Genomic DNA, 18,827 nt, shown 5'->3' with positions numbered 1-18,827 from the left:
TTCCAATTTATATTTATTACCGATTAGATTTTACACGCACCGCCTGCACAATCATCATCTTCCACTTCTGGTGTATCTTCTTGCATATCAGATGCACCATCACGGGTGTTATGGTAGTAAAGGGTTTTAACGCCAAGTTTGTAAGCACCCAGTAAATCTTGTAATAAGACCTTCATTGGTACTTTACCACCTTCAAACTTATTTGGATCGTAGTTAGTATTGGCAGAAATTGTTTGGTCAACAAACTTTTGCATAATACCCACTAATTCTAAATAACCTTTATTTGATGGGATATCCCACAATAATTCATAATTATTTTTAAGGCGTTCATACTCAGGTACAACTTGTTTTAAAATACCATCTTTACTGGCTTTAACACTGATATGACCACGTGGTGGTTCAATACCATTAGTTGCATTTGAAATTTGCGACGATGTCTCAGATGGCATCAACGCAGATAACGTTGAGTTACGCATACCATGCTCTTTGATATTGGCACGTAATGTATCCCAATCTAAATGCAATGGTTCATCACAAATTTTATCCAAATCACGTTTGTACGTATCGGTTGGCATAATACCTTGCGAATACGTTGTTTCGTTAAATTTAGGACATGCACCACGTTCTTTAGCCAGTTCATTTGAGGCTTTCATTAGGTAATACTGAATTGCTTCAAATGTTTTGTGAGTCAATGCATTGGCACTGCCATCAGAATAACGTTTGCCATTTTTAGCAAGGTAATATGCGTAGTTGATTACGCCTATTCCGAGTGTACGACGGCCCATCGTTGCATTATGTGCTGCTGGCACCGGGTAGTCTTGGAAATCCAGTAAGTTATCAAGTGCACGTACCGCAAGTTCTGCAAGCTCTTCAAGTTCATCCAGTGACTCAATCGCACCTAAGTTAAAGGCCGACAGCGTACACAGTGCAATTTCACCTTCTTCATCATTAACATTGTTAAGTGGTTTAGTTGGCAATGCAATTTCTAAACATAAGTTAGATTGGCGAATTGGTGCCACTTTAGCAATGAATGGGCTGTGTGTATTACAGTGGTCAACATTTTGTAAATAGATGCGGCCAGTGCTAGCACGCTCTTGTGCAAACATTGAAAACAGCTCAATAGCTTTAATACGTTTTTTACGAATTGACTCGTCTTGTTCATATTGTACGTAAAGACGATCAAATTCATCTTGATCTTCAAAAAATGCATCATATAAACCAGGCACATCAGACGGGCTGAATAATGTGATGTAATCATCTTTGATCAAACGTGAGTACATTAGTTTATTAAACTGTACACCGTAATCTAAATGACGAACGCGGTTATCATCAACACCACGGTTGTTTTTAAGCACTAATAAGTTTTCAACTTCTAGATGCCAAAGTGGATAGAACAGGGTTGCTGCGCCACCACGGACACCACCTTGCGAACAACTTTTAACAGCCGTTTGAAAGTGCTTATAAAACGGGATACAACCGGTGTGGTATGCTTCACCATTGCGAATAGGGCTACCTAGTGCGCGAATACGACCAGCATTAATACCAATACCTGCACGTTGCGATACGTATTTTACAATCGCTGATGAGGTTGCATTAATTGAATCTAGGCTGTCACCGCATTCAATCAGTACACATGAACTGAATTGACGCGTAGGGGTACGAACTCCCGCCATAATAGGCGTAGGTAATGAAATTTTGAACAATGACACTGCATCGTAAAAACGCTTTATGTAGTCTAAACGCGTTTCTTTTGGGTAATCAGAGAACAAGCTTGCCGCAACTAAAATATATAAAAACTGTGCGCTTTCATAAATTTCACCCGTAACACGGTTTTGTACTAAATATTTACCTTCAAGCTGTTTAACAGCAGCATAGCTGAAGTTTAAATCACGTCCATGATCAAGGTATTCATCCAGTTGATCAATTTCTTGCTCTGTGTAGTCAGCTAGTAAGTGTGCATCGTAACGCTTATCTTCAACTAACTTAACGATATGATCATACAAGCGCGGTGGCTCAAATTGACCATAGGCTTTTTTACGCAAATGGAATACAGCTAAGCGGGCTGATAAATATTGATAATCAGGCGACTCTTTAGAGATCTGATCAGCGGCCGCTTTGATGATGGTTTCATGGATGTCTTCAGTACGAATACCATCATAAAACTGGATGTGCGATTTCAGCTCAACTTGTGAGACAGACACATTATTTAGACCTTCGGCGGCCCAAGCAATAACGCGATGGATCTTATCTAAATCAAGTGACTCTTTACGGCCGTCACGTTTGCTTACAGATAGCTGTTGGTTCATAGTTTTGCCTGTATTCCTTGGGATATAATATTTTTTAGTGACACATTTTTCTTAAAATAAATTTTTTATTGCAATAAAACTGTATTAGCGCGAATTTAATTGAATAACATTTAGCCACAACATCTGGTGTTCATCAAATTCTAGATCACAAGATAGTGTGGTATGCGATCATTTGCAAGGGGCATAAACGCCCCTAATTGTGGATAACGTTGGGATAACACGCTTGTGTTAGTAGCCATTAACCTTTGACCATCTGATTAAAATGAAATTTATAAAAATCAACTGATGATCGATTAAATTTACGCATTTTAAAAATAAATTTTGGCTGCTTTTTTTATCAACAAACAATGTGCAAAAAGTAACACGATCACAATATGTAGTGGTTAAAATTTAACATGGCACTATATATGGTTAAATGCATCAATAGGTGATTGCCAATTAAAATCGGCTTGCCAACTCAATGCTTCAGCTTCACTAGGGATGTAGCCCCACAACGCAGCAGCGCTGTGCATGTTTGCAGCCTTGGCTGCAATTATGTCACGCTGCGCATCACCGATATACAAACAACGACTCGGATCAACATCTAACAGTTGGGCTGTATGCAGTAAAGGTAAAGGAGATGGTTTAGCGATATCGAGGGTGTCACCACTGACAATTGCCTGTGCATCTTTGAGTTCAGCAATTGCAGCAACTAATGGAATAGTCAAAAACTCAGGTTTATTAGTCATGATCCCCCATTTGATCTGTTGTTGATCAAGCGCGATCAATAATTGTGCAATTCCAGTAAAGCATTGACTATGGGTGGCAATATTATCTGCGTAGGCCGTTAATAGCTGCTGGCGTAAGTCAGCTTGATTTGGGTGATCGTGCCATTGCTGACCAAATCCAGCTGCAAGCAGCGCCATTGCACCGTTAGAAGCTGCAGGACGATATATATCAGCGGTTACTAATGGTTGGTTATGATCAGCGAGTACGTAATTTAGCGCAGCCCCTAAATCATCTGCGGTATCGAGTAATGTACCGTCTAAATCAAAAATAAAGGCGTCGTAATCAATTGCGGGGGTTGCTGTGTTAAAACCAGCCATTACGCTAGTTTCTCAAAATGCAGAATATAATTAACGCTTACATCGGTATTTAAGCTGTACTGCTTTGATAAAGGGTTATAACTCAATCCCGCACTAGCACGTACTTTGAGGCCTGCTTGTTCTGCCCATGCAATGAGTTGTGCTGGTTTGATAAACTTTTTGTGATCATGGGTTCCATCAGGCACCATCTTCAATAATTTTTCTGCCCCGATAATTGCGTACAAATATGCTTTTGGGGTTTTGTTTAATGTAGAGAAAAATACATCAGCACCAGGTTTCGCTAATTCTGCTACTGCATGAATGATAGATGCAGGGTCTGGCACATGCTCTAACATTTCCATACAAGTAATAGTATCAAAGCGGGCAGGGTGTTCGCTGGCATACTGTTCGGCAGGTATTTTTATATAGTCAACGTTTACACCGGTTTCTAAACTGTGCAGTTTCGCAACGGTTAACGGCTCTTGACCCATATCAATACCAGTCACATGTGCGCCCATTCGCGCCATACTTTCACTCAATATACCGCCACCACAGCCGACATCGAGTGTTTCTTTGTCGAATAAGCCTTTGGCCTTGTCGGCAATAAAATCTAATCTTAATGGATTAATTTCATGAAGGGGTTTAAATTCGCCTTCACGATCCCACCAACGCTCAGCGATGGCTTCAAACTTTGCAATTTCTGCACTATCTACATTTTGATGTTCGGTCATAAAAAACTTCCTCGTCAATCTCAGGCCATTATATAGGGGTAAATTAATAAATCGCAAAGATTTAGCGCCTGTAAATCTAAATAAATTGTGGTAGCATGACTTGGTAATAATAACTAAATCCCCGCAAGCGCCCATATGTGGCACTTTCGTGGGTCAATACTGAAGGAATGTGATATCAAATGACTGATTTCGCCAATGAAATTCTGCCAGTCAATATTGAAGACGAGTTAAAAAACTCCTATTTAGATTACGCAATGAGCGTAATAGTAGGACGAGCACTACCAGACGTACGTGATGGTTTAAAACCTGTTCACCGCCGCGTTTTGTTTGCTATGAACGAGCTTAATAATGATTGGAATAAGCCTTACAAAAAATCAGCCCGTGTGGTTGGTGATGTAATTGGTAAATACCATCCCCATGGCGACAGTGCGGTGTATGACACAATCGTACGTATGGCCCAGCCATTCTCTTTACGTTATATGTTAGTTGACGGCCAAGGTAACTTTGGTTCAGTTGATGGTGACTCAGCAGCAGCAATGCGTTATACCGAAGTCCGTATGGCGAAAATGTCTCATGAGCTTTTGGCTGATCTTGAAAAAGAGACTGTTGATTTTGTACCTAACTATGATGGTACAGAGCAAATTCCTGACGTATTACCGACCAAAGTTCCTAACTTATTAGTGAACGGTTCATCGGGTATTGCGGTAGGTATGGCGACAAACATTCCTCCTCATAACTTAACTGAAGTTGTGAATGGCTGTTTAGCACTTATTCAAAACCCTGAATTAACCATTCATGAACTAATGGATTATATTCCGGGCCCAGATTTTCCAACTGCGGCAATTATCAACGGTAAAAAAGGCATTGAACAAGCCTATTTAACTGGCCGTGGCAAAGTGTACATGCGTGCACGTGCGGAAATTGAAGTTGACGAAAAAACCCATCGTGAAACGATCATCGTTCACGAGATCCCTTATCAAGTAAATAAAGCCCGCTTAATTGAAAAGATTGCTGAGCTTGTTAAAGATAAGAAGATTGAAGGCATTAGTGCATTACGTGATGAATCAGATAAAGACGGTATGCGTATCGTTATCGAGATCAAACGTGGTGACGTAGGCGAAGTGATCTTAAACAACCTTTATGCACAAACTCAGTTACAAACTGTATTTGGTATGAACATGGTTGCGTTGATCAATAACCAGCCTAAGTGTTTCAACTTAAAAGAAATGCTTGAAGAATTCATCATTCACCGTCGTGAAGTAGTGACCCGTCGTACGGTATTTGACCTACGTAAAGCCCGCGATCGTGCACACATGCTTGAAGGCTTAGCAATTGCACTTGCTAACATTGACCCAATTATCGAGCTTATTCGTAACTCACCAACGCCAGCTGAAGCTAAAGTAGCACTTGCTAGCCGTCCGTGGGAATTAGGTAATGTAAAAGCCATGCTTGAAAAAGCCGGTGAAGCAAATGTTGCCCGTCCAGATTGGTTAGCGGATGACTTAGGCATCCGTGATGGTCAGTATTATATTTCTGAGCAACAAGCCCAAGCAATTCTAGATTTACGTTTACACAAGCTTACTGGTCTTGAACATGAAAAGATTCTAAGCGAATACCAAACGTTATTAGATTTAATTGCCGAGCTTTTATATATTCTTGCTAATCCTGAGCGTTTAATGGAAGTTATCCGCGATGAGTTAGTTGAAATTAAAGAGCAATACGGCGACGAACGTCGTACTGAAATTAATGCAGCGGCTCATGATATTAGTCTTGAAGACTTGATCACAGAAGAAGACGTAGTAGTAACCCTATCTCACGAAGGGTATGTGAAGTATCAGCCATTGTCTGATTACGAAGCACAGCGCCGTGGTGGTAAAGGTAAATCAGCAACCAAGATGAAAGATGAAGATTTCATTGAACGTCTACTAGTTGCTAATACTCACGATACTATTTTATGTTTCTCAACGGCAGGTCGCTTATATTGGCTTAAAGTGTATCAATTACCACTTGCCAGTCGTGCAGCCCGTGGTAAGCCAATTGTAAACTTATTGCCGCTTGAAGCAGACGAACGTATTACGGCTATCTTGCCAGTACGTGAGTATGAAGAAAATAAATACATCTTTATGGCAACTGCATTTGGTACCGTGAAGAAAACACCATTGACTGCGTATAGCCGTCAACGTGCTAGCGGTATTATTGCCGTTAACTTAAACGACGGTGATAGCTTGATTGGTGTCGATATCACTGATGGTAGCAACGAAATCATGTTGTTTACTGATGCTGGTAAAGTTGTTCGCTTTAAAGAAGCCGAAGAATCACCTGTTTTAGATGAAAACGGCAACCCAGTACTTGATGAAAACGGTAACCCGGAAATCAAGTTCAAGGGTGTTCGTCAGATGGGCCGAACTGCAACAGGTGTTCGTGGTATTAAGATGGCTGAAGGCCAACGTGTTGTATCATTAATTGTACCTAAGACGAATGGTGCTATCTTAACCGTGACAGAAAACGGCTACGGTAAGCGTACATTGCTCAGTGACTACCCTGCTAAGAGTCGTGCGACTCAAGGTGTGGTATCAATCAAAGTAAGTGAGCGTAACGGTGCTGTAGTTGGTGCTGTACAAGTTGACGATAACGATGAAATCATGATTATCTCTAATCGAGGTACTCTGGTGCGAACTCGCGTTAATGAAGTTTCTACCGTTGGGCGAAATACCCAAGGTGTTATTTTGATAAGAACTATTGACGAAGAGCAAGTAGTTGGTTTACAACGTATCGAAGAGATCGAAATCGATGAGCTTAACGCTATTATCGAAGGTGAAAGCGTTGAACTAGTCGACACTGTTAATGATGACGCTGGGGATAATCCTCCAGAGGCATAACATTAATCATTAAAGCGGCTTCGGCCGCTTTTTTTTACTATAAAAATCAAAAAAATTAATTGTTAAAATTAGCAATTAAAAACAATTGTTAAATTACTGGAATGAGGAAAGGTAATGAGTATATATAATTTTTGTGCTGGGCCTGCAATGTTACCGCCAGCTGTGATGGAAAAAGCACAAAAAGAATTTCTTGATTGGCAAGATTTAGGTGTATCGGTGATGGAGATCAGTCACCGTAGTAAAGAATTTTTAGCATTAACGGCACAATGTGAAGCAAGCTTACGCCGGTTAATGAATATCAGCGATGAATTTGAAGTGCTGTTTATGCATGGCGGTGGTCGAGGCCAATTTGCTGCAGTGCCACTGAACCTGCACCAAGCAGGTAAAGACGCCGTATATTGTGAAAATGGTGTGTGGTCTAAAGGTGCGGTTGACGAAGCGGTTAAATTTACTACCGTCACTGAGCTTGATGTCCGTAATGACACAAATGAGCAATTTTCTATCAAACCAGTTAGTGAGTGGCAATTTCCAGCCGATCCTTCATACATCCACTATTGTCCAAATGAAACCATTGATGGCATTGAAGTGTTTGATGTACCAAGTCACCCAACAGCGCCGATCGTTGCAGACATGTCATCAACTATTTTATCGCGTGAGTTTGATGTTGATCAGTTTGATTTAATTTACGCTGGTGCACAAAAGAATATTGGTCCATCAGGCCTTGCCATTGTGATTATTCGTAAAACGTTGCTTGAGCGTGAAGGGGTTGCAAAGCCAGGTATATTTGATTACGCACTCGAAGTAAAACAAGGCAGCATGTATAACACGCCACCTACGTTTGCTTGGTATTTAGCGGCAGAAGTATTTGACTGGCTTGAGAAAAATGGTGGTGTTAAAGCCATGGAACAGCAAAATATAGCAAAAGCCGAACTGCTGTACGGCTTTATTGATGAATCACCGTTTTATAGCAATAAGGTTGCTAAGCATTGTCGTTCACGTATGAATGTGCCTTTTTGGCTCAATGATGAAAGCTTAAATGCACAGTTTTTAGCCCAAGCAAAAGAAGCTGGCTTACTTGCACTTGAAGGTCACCGTATTGTTGGCGGTATGCGTGCGAGTATTTACAACGCCATGCCACTTGCCGGTGTACAAGCGTTAGTTGACTTTATGGCGAAATTTGCCAAGGAGCACAGTTAATGGAGCAGTTACGCTTAGAGCCAATTAATCTAGTAAATGGCAGTGTTACCTTACCTGGCTCAAAAAGTTTATCAAATCGTATTTTATTGTTAGCGGCACTTGCGCAAGGCACAACGGTTGTAGAAAACTTATTAGACAGTGATGATATTCGTCATATGCTTGGTGCATTAAAATTATTGGGCGTTGATGTCAGTCTTAATGATGATAAAACTGTAGCCACTGTAAAAGGTGTTGGCGGGCAGTTTTTGACTCCAGCTGAGCCATTGTTTTTAGGTAATGCAGGCACTGCGTATCGCCCACTGACTGCGGTTTTAGCCGCTGTGAAGGGAAACTATGAACTAATTGGCGAGCCACGTATGGAGGAACGTCCAATTGGTCACCTAGTTGATGCATTACAAGCGCTCGGTGGGGATGTTAGTTATTTAAAAAATAAAGACTATCCGCCACTTAAAATTGTTGGTGGGCAAATTAATGGCGGCAACGTTGCAATTGATGGCAGTATTTCGAGCCAATTTCTTACCGCATTATTAATGGCTGCGCCGTTATTTAATGGCGATACGTGCATTACAATTAAGGGTACGCTGGTATCTAAACCGTATATTGATATTACCTTAGATGTAATGGCTCGCTTTGGCATATCGGTAACTCACGATAACTATAAAACCTTTACTGTAAAAGGTGCGCAGCAATACCAAGCTGTTGAGCGTATTATGGTTGAAGGGGATGCATCAAGTGCATCTTACTTTGTCGCTGCGGCGGCAATTGCCGGTGGTGAAATAGAGATCAAAGGCGTAGGCGCAAAATCTGTGCAAGGCGATATTGGCTTTGCAAAAGTGATGGAGCAGGTCGGTGCTAAAATAGATTGGTATGACGAGCGCTTAGTGGTACGTAAAGGCGAATTAAAAGGTGTGGATATCGATGCCAATGCTATTCCTGATGCGGCGATGACCCTTGCGACAGTGGCGTTATTTGCAGATGGTCCAACCGCTATTCGTAATATCTATAACTGGCGCGTAAAAGAAACTGATCGCTTACATGCAATGGCGACGGAGCTGCGTAAAGTGGGCGCTGAGGTAGTTGAAGGTGAAGATTTCATCGAAATAACACCGCCAAAACACTTTAACGATGTGGCGATTGATACCTATGACGACCACCGTATTGCGATGTGTTTTGCCATGGTAGCGGTAGGCGGCAAGCCAATAACTATCAATGATCCTAAGTGTACATACAAGACATTTCCAACATTTTTCAATGTACTAGCATCAGTTAGTCAATAAATGACTAAAGTTGAAATATAAAAAGTTACATACAAAAAGCGGATATATTTAATTAAGTAACGTATAATGTCGCAGTTTTATTTTGGTGTGCATTGCAGGAGGTTTAAATGCAGGCGTTATTAATGCCCGTGATCACCGTTGATGGCCCAAGTGGTTCAGGTAAAGGAACTGTTTGTCGCTTGTTAGCCGATAAATTAGGGTGGGATGTACTGGATAGTGGCGCGATTTATCGCGTATTAGCACTAGCAGCACTTCATCACCAAATTGCACTAGACAACGAAGAGGCATTGGTGCCTTTAGCTGCTAACTTAGATGTGCAGTTTTTAGTTGATAGTCAAACTAACGCTGGAAAGGTTATTCTGGAAGGTGAAGATGTATCAACAACAATTCGAAATGAAGAAGTAGGAGCTGCCGCTTCAAAAGTAGCAGCCTTACCGCGCGTTAGAGAAGCATTATTACGGCGCCAACGTGCATTTCGAACTGAAAATGGGCTAATAGCCGATGGCCGCGATATGGGCACTGTGGTGTTCCAAGATGCTCCATTAAAAATTTATTTAACCGCTAGTGCAGAAGAACGCGCGCGCCGACGTTTTGTTGAGTTGAATGAACGCGGTCTTGATGTTACACTAAGTGGTCTATTAGAAGATATTCAAGCACGTGATGACCGCGATATGAATCGTGCCGTTGCGCCGCTTGTACCAGCTGACGATGCTATTGAACTCGATACTAGCGAGCTTAATGCACAGCAAGTGTTTGATAAGGTTATGACTTTATTAGATGCAGCGATCGTCGAAGGTAAACTTCCAAAACGACGATAAACTATTTATGCGCCAGCAGGATGCCAGTGCTATTTTAACAACCCCATGCAGCATGGTTGCTTATTGGTAATAATATATGAGACGTATATTCGTATGTCAGAAAATTTTGCGCAGTTATTTGAAGAAAGCTTAAAGGGTTTTGAAGCAGAGCAAGGCTCTATCGTTAAAGGTACAGTTATCTCTATCGAGAACAACATTGTACTTGTAGATGCTGGTCTTAAATCAGAAAGTGCTATCCCTGCAGAGCAGTTCAAAAATGCTGCTGGTGAACTAGAAGTTGCTGTTGGCGACGAAGTAGATGTTGCACTAGATGCAATTGAAGACGGTTTCGGTGAAACTATCCTTTCTCGTGAGAAAGCGAAGCGTCACGAAGCGTGGATCCGTCTTGAGAAAGCATGTGAAGAGCAAGAGACTGTTACTGGTGTTATCAACGGTAAAGTTAAAGGCGGTTTCACTGTTGAAGTTGATTCAATCCGTGCTTTCCTACCTGGTTCACTTGTTGATGTTCGTCCAGTACGTGACACAACTCACCTTGAAGGCAAAGAGCTTGAATTTAAAGTAATCAAGCTTGATCAAAAACGTAACAACGTTGTAGTTTCACGTCGTGCAGTTATCGAATCTGAAAACTCACAAGAACGTGAAGAGCTTCTTGCTAACCTTGTTGAAGGTCAAGAAGTTAAAGGTATCGTTAAGAACCTTACTGACTACGGTGCATTCGTTGACCTTGGTGGTGTTGATGGTCTACTACACATTACTGATATGGCGTGGAAGCGTGTTAAGCACCCTTCAGAAATCGTTAATGTTGGCGACGAAATCGCAGTTAAAGTTCTTAAATTCGACAAAGATAAAACTCGTGTATCTCTAGGCCTTAAACAGCTTGGTGAAGATCCATGGGCAGCTATCGCTGGTCGTTACCCAGAAGGTTCTAAACTTTCTGGTCGTGTAACTAACCTTACAGACTACGGTTGCTTCGTAGAAATCGAAGAAGGCGTTGAAGGTCTAGTACACGTTTCTGAAATGGATTGGACTAACAAGAACATCCATCCTTCTAAAGTTGTTAGCTTAGGCGACACTGTTGAAGTTATGGTTCTTGAAATCGACGAAGAACGTCGTCGTATTTCACTTGGTCTTAAGCAATGTATTGCTAATCCTTGGCAAGAATTTGCTCGTCTACAAAACAAAGGCGATCAAGTTACTGGTAAGATCAAATCAATCACTGACTTCGGTATCTTTATCGGTCTTGACGGTGGTATTGACGGTCTTGTACACCTTTCAGACATTTCTTGGAATACACCTGGCGAAGACGCTGTACGTGAATTCAAGAAAGGCGACGAAATCACTGCTATCGTATTGCAAGTTGACCCAGAGCGTGAACGTATCTCTCTAGGTGTTAAGCAAATCGAAGCTGACCCATTCAATAACTACCTTGATGCAAACAAAAAAGGTGCTATTGTTAAAGGTAAAGTGACAGAAGTTGATGCGAAAGGCGCAACTGTTGAACTTATCGAAGGCGTTGAAGGTTACATCCGTGTAGCTGATATCGCTCAAGAGCGCGTTGAAGATGCAACTACTGTTGTTTCTGTAGGCGACGAAATTGAAGTGAAATATGTTGGTGTTGATCGTAAGAACCGCACTTTAAGCCTTTCAGTTAAAGCTCTTTTCGAAGCAGAAGAGAAAGAAGTACTAGAAAAGCTTAAGAAAGAAGAGCCAGTGTTCGAAAACGCAATGGCAGCTGCATTCGCAAATGCACAAAAAGACTAATTAATCAGTCTTAATTGGAAGGGCAGTGTTGCCCTTCCTTTATCTCTTTTTAAGGAAACGTTATGACTAAGTCAGAATTGATAGAACAATTAGCCGAGCAACACGCGCATGTACCTGTGAAAGATGTTGAGAATGCTGTTAAAGAAATTCTTGAACAAATGGCCGGCTCATTATCAAGCTCAGATCGTATTGAAATCCGTGGCTTTGGTAGTTTCTCATTACACTTTCGTTCACCTCGTACAGGTCGTAATCCAAAGACTGGCGACACGGTTGAGTTAGAAGGTAAGCACGTACCACATTTTAAACCAGGCAAAGAGTTACGAGATCGCGTAAACGCGAGCATTGCCTAGTTACTTAGTTGGAGTAGTTACTTGTTTAGGGTATTAAAAATTATCCTGGTAGCAATATGCTTAATTTTTGCATTTGTACTTGGTTCGCAAAATCCACAGTTAGTGCAAATAAATTATATTATTGCCAGCAATACTTTACCCCTCGCAATGATAATAAGTATCTGCTTTGCTTTAGGTGTCGCAATTGGTTGTTTTATTAGCTTTAAATTGTTTTCGCAATTAAAGTGGCAAAACTATCGTTTGAAAAAAAAATTAGCGCCTGAAAAAGATAATAATAAGCTTGTTGCTAATAAAGACACCTAACTATGATTGAGCTTTTGTTTTTACTTTTACCTGTTGCGGCTGGTTATGGCTGGATCATGGGTAAAAATAGCGCTAAAAACCAAGCTCATCAACTTAATCGTCAGATCACATCTGAATACAGTAAAGGCTTAAAGTTTTTACTCGACAGAGAGGAAGATCAAGGCCTTGAGCACTTAATAAATTTGCTTGAAGTCGCCGCTGACTCTGTTGAACATTATTCTACATTAGCAACGATGTTTCGCCGCCGAGGTGAATTAGATCGTGCAATAAAAATCCACGAATTACTGCTCAAACACCCAAGCCTTAATGAACAACAAGCTGCTGCTAGTCGCCTTGAACTTGCTGAAGATTATATTATGGCGGGTTTGCTTGATGGCGCCGAAGAACATTTAGTGTGGTTAGTAAAAGCCAACCACAGTGATGCATTAGAGCCGATACTTAATTTATATTCGCAAACACGCGAATGGGAAAAGGGTATCAATATGTTCGAAGCACACAGTGATTTATTTTCAAAGCCGCAACATTTCAAAGCCATCGCTAACTTTTATTGTGAAGCTGCGTTGCTTAGCAATGATCCGCAAATTATGCGCAAAGCCATTAGCCTAAATCATAAAGCGATCCGTCCATTATATGAATTAGGTAAATCAGCATTTGCAAAAGAAGATTACGTAAAAGCAATTTATTATTGGCGTGAGCTGATCTGTAGTTTCACTTTTTTTGCTCCCTTGTTTATAGATGATTTAGCTCACAGTTATGAGCAATTAAACCTAACCCACCAATTTCATGAATTATTACAGCAGCTACTTGATAAGGGTGGGGTGCTAATAAAAATAAAACATTGCCAAGCATTACTTGAGCAAGGGCATACCGAACAAGCAATTAAATTTTTAACTGATAGTTTAAAACGTCAGCCGACAATTCGTGGCTTTAGTTTTTTATTACAGCTATTAGCAAAACAAAATAATGATATTAAAGATGTACTAGACCAAATAGATAAACTGGTCACATCTTATATTGCGACCAAGCCAGATTTTCAGTGCCAACACTGTGGCTTTACCAGTCATACAATTTATTGGGTTTGTCCTTCGTGCAAACATTGGGAAACCATAGTACCGAGCCGTGGTTTAGACGGTTTTTAGTTTTCTATAAAAATATTCACTTACTTCTACAATCAGTTTTAGGAAAGTTATGTCTCTCGAACATTCAAAAAAAGTTCTTATCGCCCTCGATTACGATGATCAGCAAACCGCTTTAAACTTTGTAAAGCAATTATCGCCTGATACATGTCGTTTAAAAGTAGGCAAAGAAATGTTTACCTATTTTGGACCTGCTTTTGTAAAAGAATTAATTGACCTAGGCTTTGACGTATTCTTAGATTTAAAGTTTCATGATATTCCAAATACGGTTGCCAAAGCGGTTACCGCAGCTGCCAAAATGGGTGTTTGGATGGTTAATGTTCACGCCAGTGGCGGTGTTGAAATGATGACTAAAGCCAAACAAGCGCTTGAGCACTTTGGTGATAAAGCGCCATTATTAATTGCTGTTACCGTTTTAACCAGTATGGATGCTGCAGAGCTTACTCGTTTAGGGGTTGAAAAAACGCCTGCAGAGCAAGTTATCTATTTAGCAAAACTTGCCAAAGAGTCAGGCCTTGATGGGGTAGTGTGCTCAGCGCAAGAAGCGAAAAAATTAAAAGCAGAGCTAGGTGAAGATTTTAAACTAGTGACCCCAGGCATTCGCCCTGCGGGAAGTGATGCAGGAGATCAAAAACGTATCATGACACCAAAGCAAGCAATTGAAGATGGCAGCGATTATTTAGTTGTTGGCCGTCCGATCACACAAGCAGCAGACCCAGTTGCGGTTCTTAAAGAAATTAATGACTCGATAAAATAAACAAGCGTTATTTTAATTATTACTAATACTAAGAAAAAAGAGCAAAGTATTTACTTTGCTCTTTTTGTTTCTGGTTATACAAACTTAATAACTTGGCGATGAATAGTCCGCAATGTGCCATGAGCAGTCATTCATGATTAACTCGTTTCTGCCCCGTTATAATTCAGAGAAAAATCTCGTTCACATCTTATCGAGGCTAGTTTGCCTTATCTCAAGTTATCCGAAGTTGCGTGTACACCTGCTAGAAACAGATATCACGCTAAGAGGTATTGTTGATGCGTTGAATATCCAAGGATTCAAAACTCAGTAAGGAAAAAATGAATGGCTGCTGGTATTAGAAACCTATTGGTTTGCCTGAGTAAACAAATCTTATCGAAGTGGTAATAGCAATAAGTAACTGATATAGTAAGGAAAAATATAGAGCAAATTATGACAGTACAGGCTATAAAAATCACCAACTTGTTATCATTTGATGAACTAAATGTAGATAACTTAAACGACTTAAACTGCATTGTCGGTCGCAATAACGTTGGAAAATCTAACTTACTTAAAGTTCTTAAATTCTTCTACAATAAACTAGAAGGTAAAGAAGAGTTACCTCCAAAATTAAACTCTAATTATTCGTATAAAGGTTCTATATCAGTAACTTTTGATATGACAAGAATTTATAGGATAGCTAAGAATCAACCTAAAAATAAGTATTTTGATTTTATAATCCGAAAACTTGTGCCTCTCCATAAACGAAGCATATTTGCATTAACACGCTACGATAATGATTATACCACTTATACTTTGACTCTGAACATTTACAATGATGGTAAAGTTAAGTGGTCAACTAAAGACAAACAAACTTTAAACCTTATTCTTTATCTATTCCCATTTTTCCATATTGAACCTAGACACATGGATTTACATGAATGGGACAGCTTATGGGATCTTATATCAAGACTAAAGTCTTTTAATTTATCTAAAATTGATGATCAATCTGTAATTGATTTTTTTGATAAATCAATAAATTCGAGTGGCGATAATTCGTATAAGAATTATATTTCCGACTTAAACAAAACAATATCTACTAAGCCAAGTTCTCAGAAAGAAAAAGTATTGAGCTATATTAAGGCTGGGTTAAAAGGTTATCGTTTTGAGATAGATGAGAATGATTTAAAGTTTCACTCAGATGGAACGAATTCATTTAATTTCATAAAAACCTTTCTTAAGATACTAATTACAATTTCAAGAAGAGAATATATAACACCATTTGTTTTTATTGATGAGCCAGAGCTAGGTCTACATCCTAAAATGAATGAGGTTTTAGTCCAAGATATATATACTAGTTATAATTATAATGAAAACAAAGATGATCGAGTTACTAGGCCAAAAGTATTTCTAACAACTCATTCGCCTAATATAGTAAAAGAGATAATTAAAAAATTCAGACAAAAGCAACGTGTTTATTGTTTTCAGAAGAAAGCTGATACTAGAACTACGATTAGTACATTAAATTCCACTTATAACAACGAGAGCTTTATAAATATTTTTAGTGACAATGAAGCAAGATTGTTCTTTAGCGACTTTATTCTATTTGTAGAGGGTGAAAGTGAGTTGGAAGCTTTCGGAAATATGAAGATGACCGAACATTTTCCACATTTAAGAAATATAGATGTTTATAAATGTAGTAGCAATGTCATTGGTGAACGAGTTAATCCATCATACTCAAACTCTACTATTCCATACCTATTCTTATTCGATGCAGACAAAGCAATATCAATCAAAGGTGAGCCTAAAAGTTTATCTATAAAACTAGGTAAAAATGGTGACTATTTTAACTTTAAGCCAGACACTTTAAAATCAGAACTTAATAAGTATAAACTTGGATTTAGTAAGAAATATAAGACAAAGCGAGATAACATTGAAACTTTGTTATCCGTTATAAACAAAGAAGTAAAAGTAAATAATACAACTCAATGTTTTCTTGAGGAATCTGACTTCGAGTCTGTATTTACTGCTGTCAAAAGTAGGCTACTTGACAAGAACATTTATCTAAATAGAACAACTTTAGAAGGCTGTTTAATTCAAAAAAATAGCTCAAAAATTGTATATGGATGGTTGGATAGGAAACATAATTCTAATTTTGATTCTATATTGCAGCGTATAAAACGAAGCAAGTATGTTACAGAGGATATGCTCATTGATTACATTAGAGTTATTTTTAATGGAAAATCAATGGCGCTAACTGACTATAGCCACTTCAATATTGAAGCATACAAACAAACTTTAGCTAATAAGAAAAAGATAAACGGCAAGCTGCGGTACACTTCTAGGCATGCAAAAATGCTAATGAAATTATTAGAAGAGAAAACTGTACACAACAAATACCTTGATAAAACCGATGGATGGACTACAAGCTTCCTAAATCATGCCGTCGAATACGTTGAGAAAGAATCTTTATCTAAAAATCAACCATTTGGGGCAATATTTAAAGTTTATTTCCCCGAGTTCTATGATATCATTCGTATGCTTCAACCCGATAGTAGAGGGGAGATATGAGTTTCGACAAGTATCTGAGAGCTTGCCTCTCCCGCTCTTTGCTTGAGGGAGTCCAACTTCTTTTTGCTTTGGGCATAGTCCTAATGACTACTAATCTAGTCGCTCTGATTAGTATGTGTCGATGTACACACCTACGGTGTAATGGTGTTCTTTTGTATCGGGTTGAAGCTCTATGATTAAAAATAAAATTAGCGATGACTTCTTTAAGAAAGCAATACTTAAAGGCAATGAAGGTCTTCTAAATGACTTCTCTCCTGCTGTCAGAGAGTTTAAAGTTGGTTGCGACAACTTTTTTGAGATTTCTAGGGACTCTGAACACAAGCGTATAAATGATAGAATAACTAAGTTTGTTCTAGATAAAAGCCCAATTAACTCCTCTGCATGCGGCTTTGTTCAAGGTAAGTCTTATTACGACTTTCTAAGGCCTCATATTCAGGGGTATTACTTCTTACGGTTAGATATTAAAAAATTCTTCCATTCAATACCCTCACATGAAGTAAAAAAACTACTCGCTCAACACTTCAATAATGAAAAGAATGACAAAAAATACTCAGCTCTAGACATCGCATATATGTCTATTACTCACAAGGTTAGTGACAACTATATTGACAAAGATTTTCGTGGGAAAGAAATTTTACCTATTGGGTTCTCATCTTCCCCTGTAATATCAAACATAATATTCAGAAGAGTAGATATTCTTATTCAAAAGTTATGTGAAGATAAAGGAATTGTCTACTCTCGTTATGCAGATGATATGCTTTTTTCTTGTGACAATAGTAAATATCTGCACTCTGAGCAATTTGAAAAAGACATTTCTATCTTTGTCTCTACACTTTCGCTCAAGTTGAAAAAAAGAAAAAGGAGAGCGACTGAGAATACTATATCGCTCAATGGTTACGTAGTGCAGAACAGGAAAAGAAAGAAAGGCTTTTTACATGTATACAAAGAAAAGCCTGTAGGCAACATCAGACTATCTGATAAAAAACTTAAACCGTTGAAAAAACTATCTGCATTGCTCAAAAAACAAAAAGATCCAATATATATAATGGAGAATATATTTTATTTAAACCCTAAAAAGTTTATTCGAAGATATGGGAAAAACTTTGATTTTTATTCTAAGTATGCTGATGATCAACTACAGAATAAATTGAAAGGTTATCGCTCATACTTAGTATCACTTATAAAATATAATGATAAATATGGGTGTGTTAATATTGATTGCATGAAAAAAGTCAAAGGACTAGTTGAAGTTTTCGAGTCTAATATCAAACAATGAATGGGCAATACACCTCGACTATATACCTGAGGCAGTTGGAAATCTCTGGTTATGAATTGTCGCGCTAATTGGTGAGTGAACAGTGGATCATTAGGCTGACTCAGTCGAGCAGGAAAACGTCATTGCCCCGAATCGAGTTAGGCGCAGAATGTCCATGATGTTCAGTGTAGGGGGGAGTGAATTTGGCTACTGATTAGAAGTTTTGCAATATCCCAGATAATCCGCTTAATGCTAATTTAGCAAAGTCACTGTCAGATCAAGTCTGAGCTAGTACAGTTTACCCGACCGTCTGCTTCTCGCTCATAGTTGCCATTGGAGCTTATAAAACAAAAAAGAGCAAAGCTTTCACTTTACTCTTTTCATGATATAACAATATTTTGTTAGCCCGTAGCCCGTAGCCCGTAGCCCGTAGCCCGTAGCCCGTA

General features: G+C 39.1%; 14 protein-coding genes. 11 read left to right on the top strand and 3 right to left on the bottom strand.

Annotated features, from left to right (window positions below; genetic code table 11):
- Window positions 1–23: 23 nt before the first annotated feature.
- The 3 genes from nrdA to ubiG form a co-directional block, all read right to left on the bottom strand.
- A complete protein-coding gene (gene nrdA / locus H5232_RS13355; RefSeq protein WP_145233211.1) occupies window positions 24–2,306 on the bottom strand; it encodes a class 1a ribonucleoside-diphosphate reductase subunit alpha in 2,283 nt (760 codons plus the stop codon).
- A 401-nt stretch (window positions 2,307–2,707) separates the two neighbouring features.
- On the bottom strand, window positions 2,708–3,391 hold the full coding sequence (locus H5232_RS13350; protein WP_182831034.1) for an HAD family hydrolase: 684 nt from the start codon (window positions 3,389–3,391) through the stop codon (window positions 2,708–2,710).
- Window positions 3,391–4,101: a bifunctional 2-polyprenyl-6-hydroxyphenol methylase/3-demethylubiquinol 3-O-methyltransferase UbiG gene (gene ubiG / locus H5232_RS13345; protein ID WP_145233215.1), complete on the bottom strand. Its 711-nt coding sequence runs from the start codon at window positions 4,099–4,101 to the stop codon at window positions 3,391–3,393. The genes H5232_RS13350 and ubiG overlap by 1 nt, the downstream gene beginning before the upstream one ends.
- A gap of 179 nt (window positions 4,102–4,280) precedes the next feature.
- Here ubiG and gyrA point away from each other — a divergent pair, with 179 nt between their 5' ends.
- The 11 genes from gyrA (at window position 4,281) to H5232_RS13290 (ending at window position 18,402) form a co-directional block, all read left to right on the top strand.
- Window positions 4,281–6,980 (top strand): DNA topoisomerase (ATP-hydrolyzing) subunit A, encoded by a 2,700-nt coding sequence (gyrA, locus tag H5232_RS13340; protein ID WP_145233217.1) that lies wholly within the window; start codon window positions 4,281–4,283, stop codon window positions 6,978–6,980.
- Window positions 6,981–7,094: 114 nt separating this feature from the next.
- Entirely contained in the window at window positions 7,095–8,177 is a 1,083-nt protein-coding gene (gene serC, locus H5232_RS13335) for a 3-phosphoserine/phosphohydroxythreonine transaminase (RefSeq protein WP_182717451.1), read from the top strand.
- A complete protein-coding gene (aroA, locus tag H5232_RS13330) occupies window positions 8,177–9,454 on the top strand; it encodes a 3-phosphoshikimate 1-carboxyvinyltransferase (RefSeq protein WP_182730600.1) in 1,278 nt (425 codons plus the stop codon). Before serC ends, aroA begins: the two co-directional genes overlap by 1 nt.
- A gap of 107 nt (window positions 9,455–9,561) precedes the next feature.
- The gene (gene cmk / locus H5232_RS13325) at window positions 9,562–10,272 is read left to right on the top strand and encodes a (d)CMP kinase (protein ID WP_149982486.1); all 711 of its coding nucleotides are present in this window, start codon (window positions 9,562–9,564) and stop codon (window positions 10,270–10,272) included.
- A 93-nt stretch (window positions 10,273–10,365) separates the two neighbouring features.
- Window positions 10,366–12,033 (top strand): 30S ribosomal protein S1, encoded by a 1,668-nt coding sequence (rpsA, locus tag H5232_RS13320; RefSeq protein ID WP_029216020.1) that lies wholly within the window; start codon window positions 10,366–10,368, stop codon window positions 12,031–12,033.
- 62 nt (window positions 12,034–12,095) lie between these two features.
- Entirely contained in the window at window positions 12,096–12,383 is a 288-nt protein-coding gene (ihfB, locus tag H5232_RS13315) for an integration host factor subunit beta (RefSeq protein WP_016707218.1), read from the top strand.
- A gap of 21 nt (window positions 12,384–12,404) precedes the next feature.
- A complete protein-coding gene (locus H5232_RS13310) occupies window positions 12,405–12,686 on the top strand; it encodes a lipopolysaccharide assembly protein LapA domain-containing protein (RefSeq protein WP_016707217.1) in 282 nt (93 codons plus the stop codon).
- 2 nt (window positions 12,687–12,688) lie between these two features.
- Entirely contained in the window at window positions 12,689–13,825 is a 1,137-nt protein-coding gene (gene lapB / locus H5232_RS13305; protein ID WP_145233226.1) for a lipopolysaccharide assembly protein LapB, read from the top strand.
- 49 nt (window positions 13,826–13,874) lie between these two features.
- Window positions 13,875–14,579, top strand: a complete 705-nt coding sequence (pyrF, locus tag H5232_RS13300) for an orotidine-5'-phosphate decarboxylase (RefSeq protein ID WP_182831033.1) — start codon at window positions 13,875–13,877, stop codon at window positions 14,577–14,579.
- A 429-nt stretch (window positions 14,580–15,008) separates the two neighbouring features.
- Window positions 15,009–17,126, top strand: coding sequence for a retron Eco8 family effector endonuclease (locus tag H5232_RS13295; RefSeq protein ID WP_182831032.1), 2,118 nt, complete (start codon window positions 15,009–15,011; stop codon window positions 17,124–17,126).
- A 172-nt stretch (window positions 17,127–17,298) separates the two neighbouring features.
- A complete protein-coding gene (locus H5232_RS13290; protein WP_182831031.1) occupies window positions 17,299–18,402 on the top strand; it encodes a reverse transcriptase family protein in 1,104 nt (367 codons plus the stop codon).
- Window positions 18,403–18,827: the final 425 nt, after the last annotated feature.

Source organism: Pseudoalteromonas sp. SG41-5 (assembly GCF_014164495.1).
GTDB lineage: Bacteria > Pseudomonadota > Gammaproteobacteria > Enterobacterales > Alteromonadaceae > Pseudoalteromonas > Pseudoalteromonas rhizosphaerae.
This window is presented reverse-complemented; position numbering and strand designations above follow the sequence as displayed.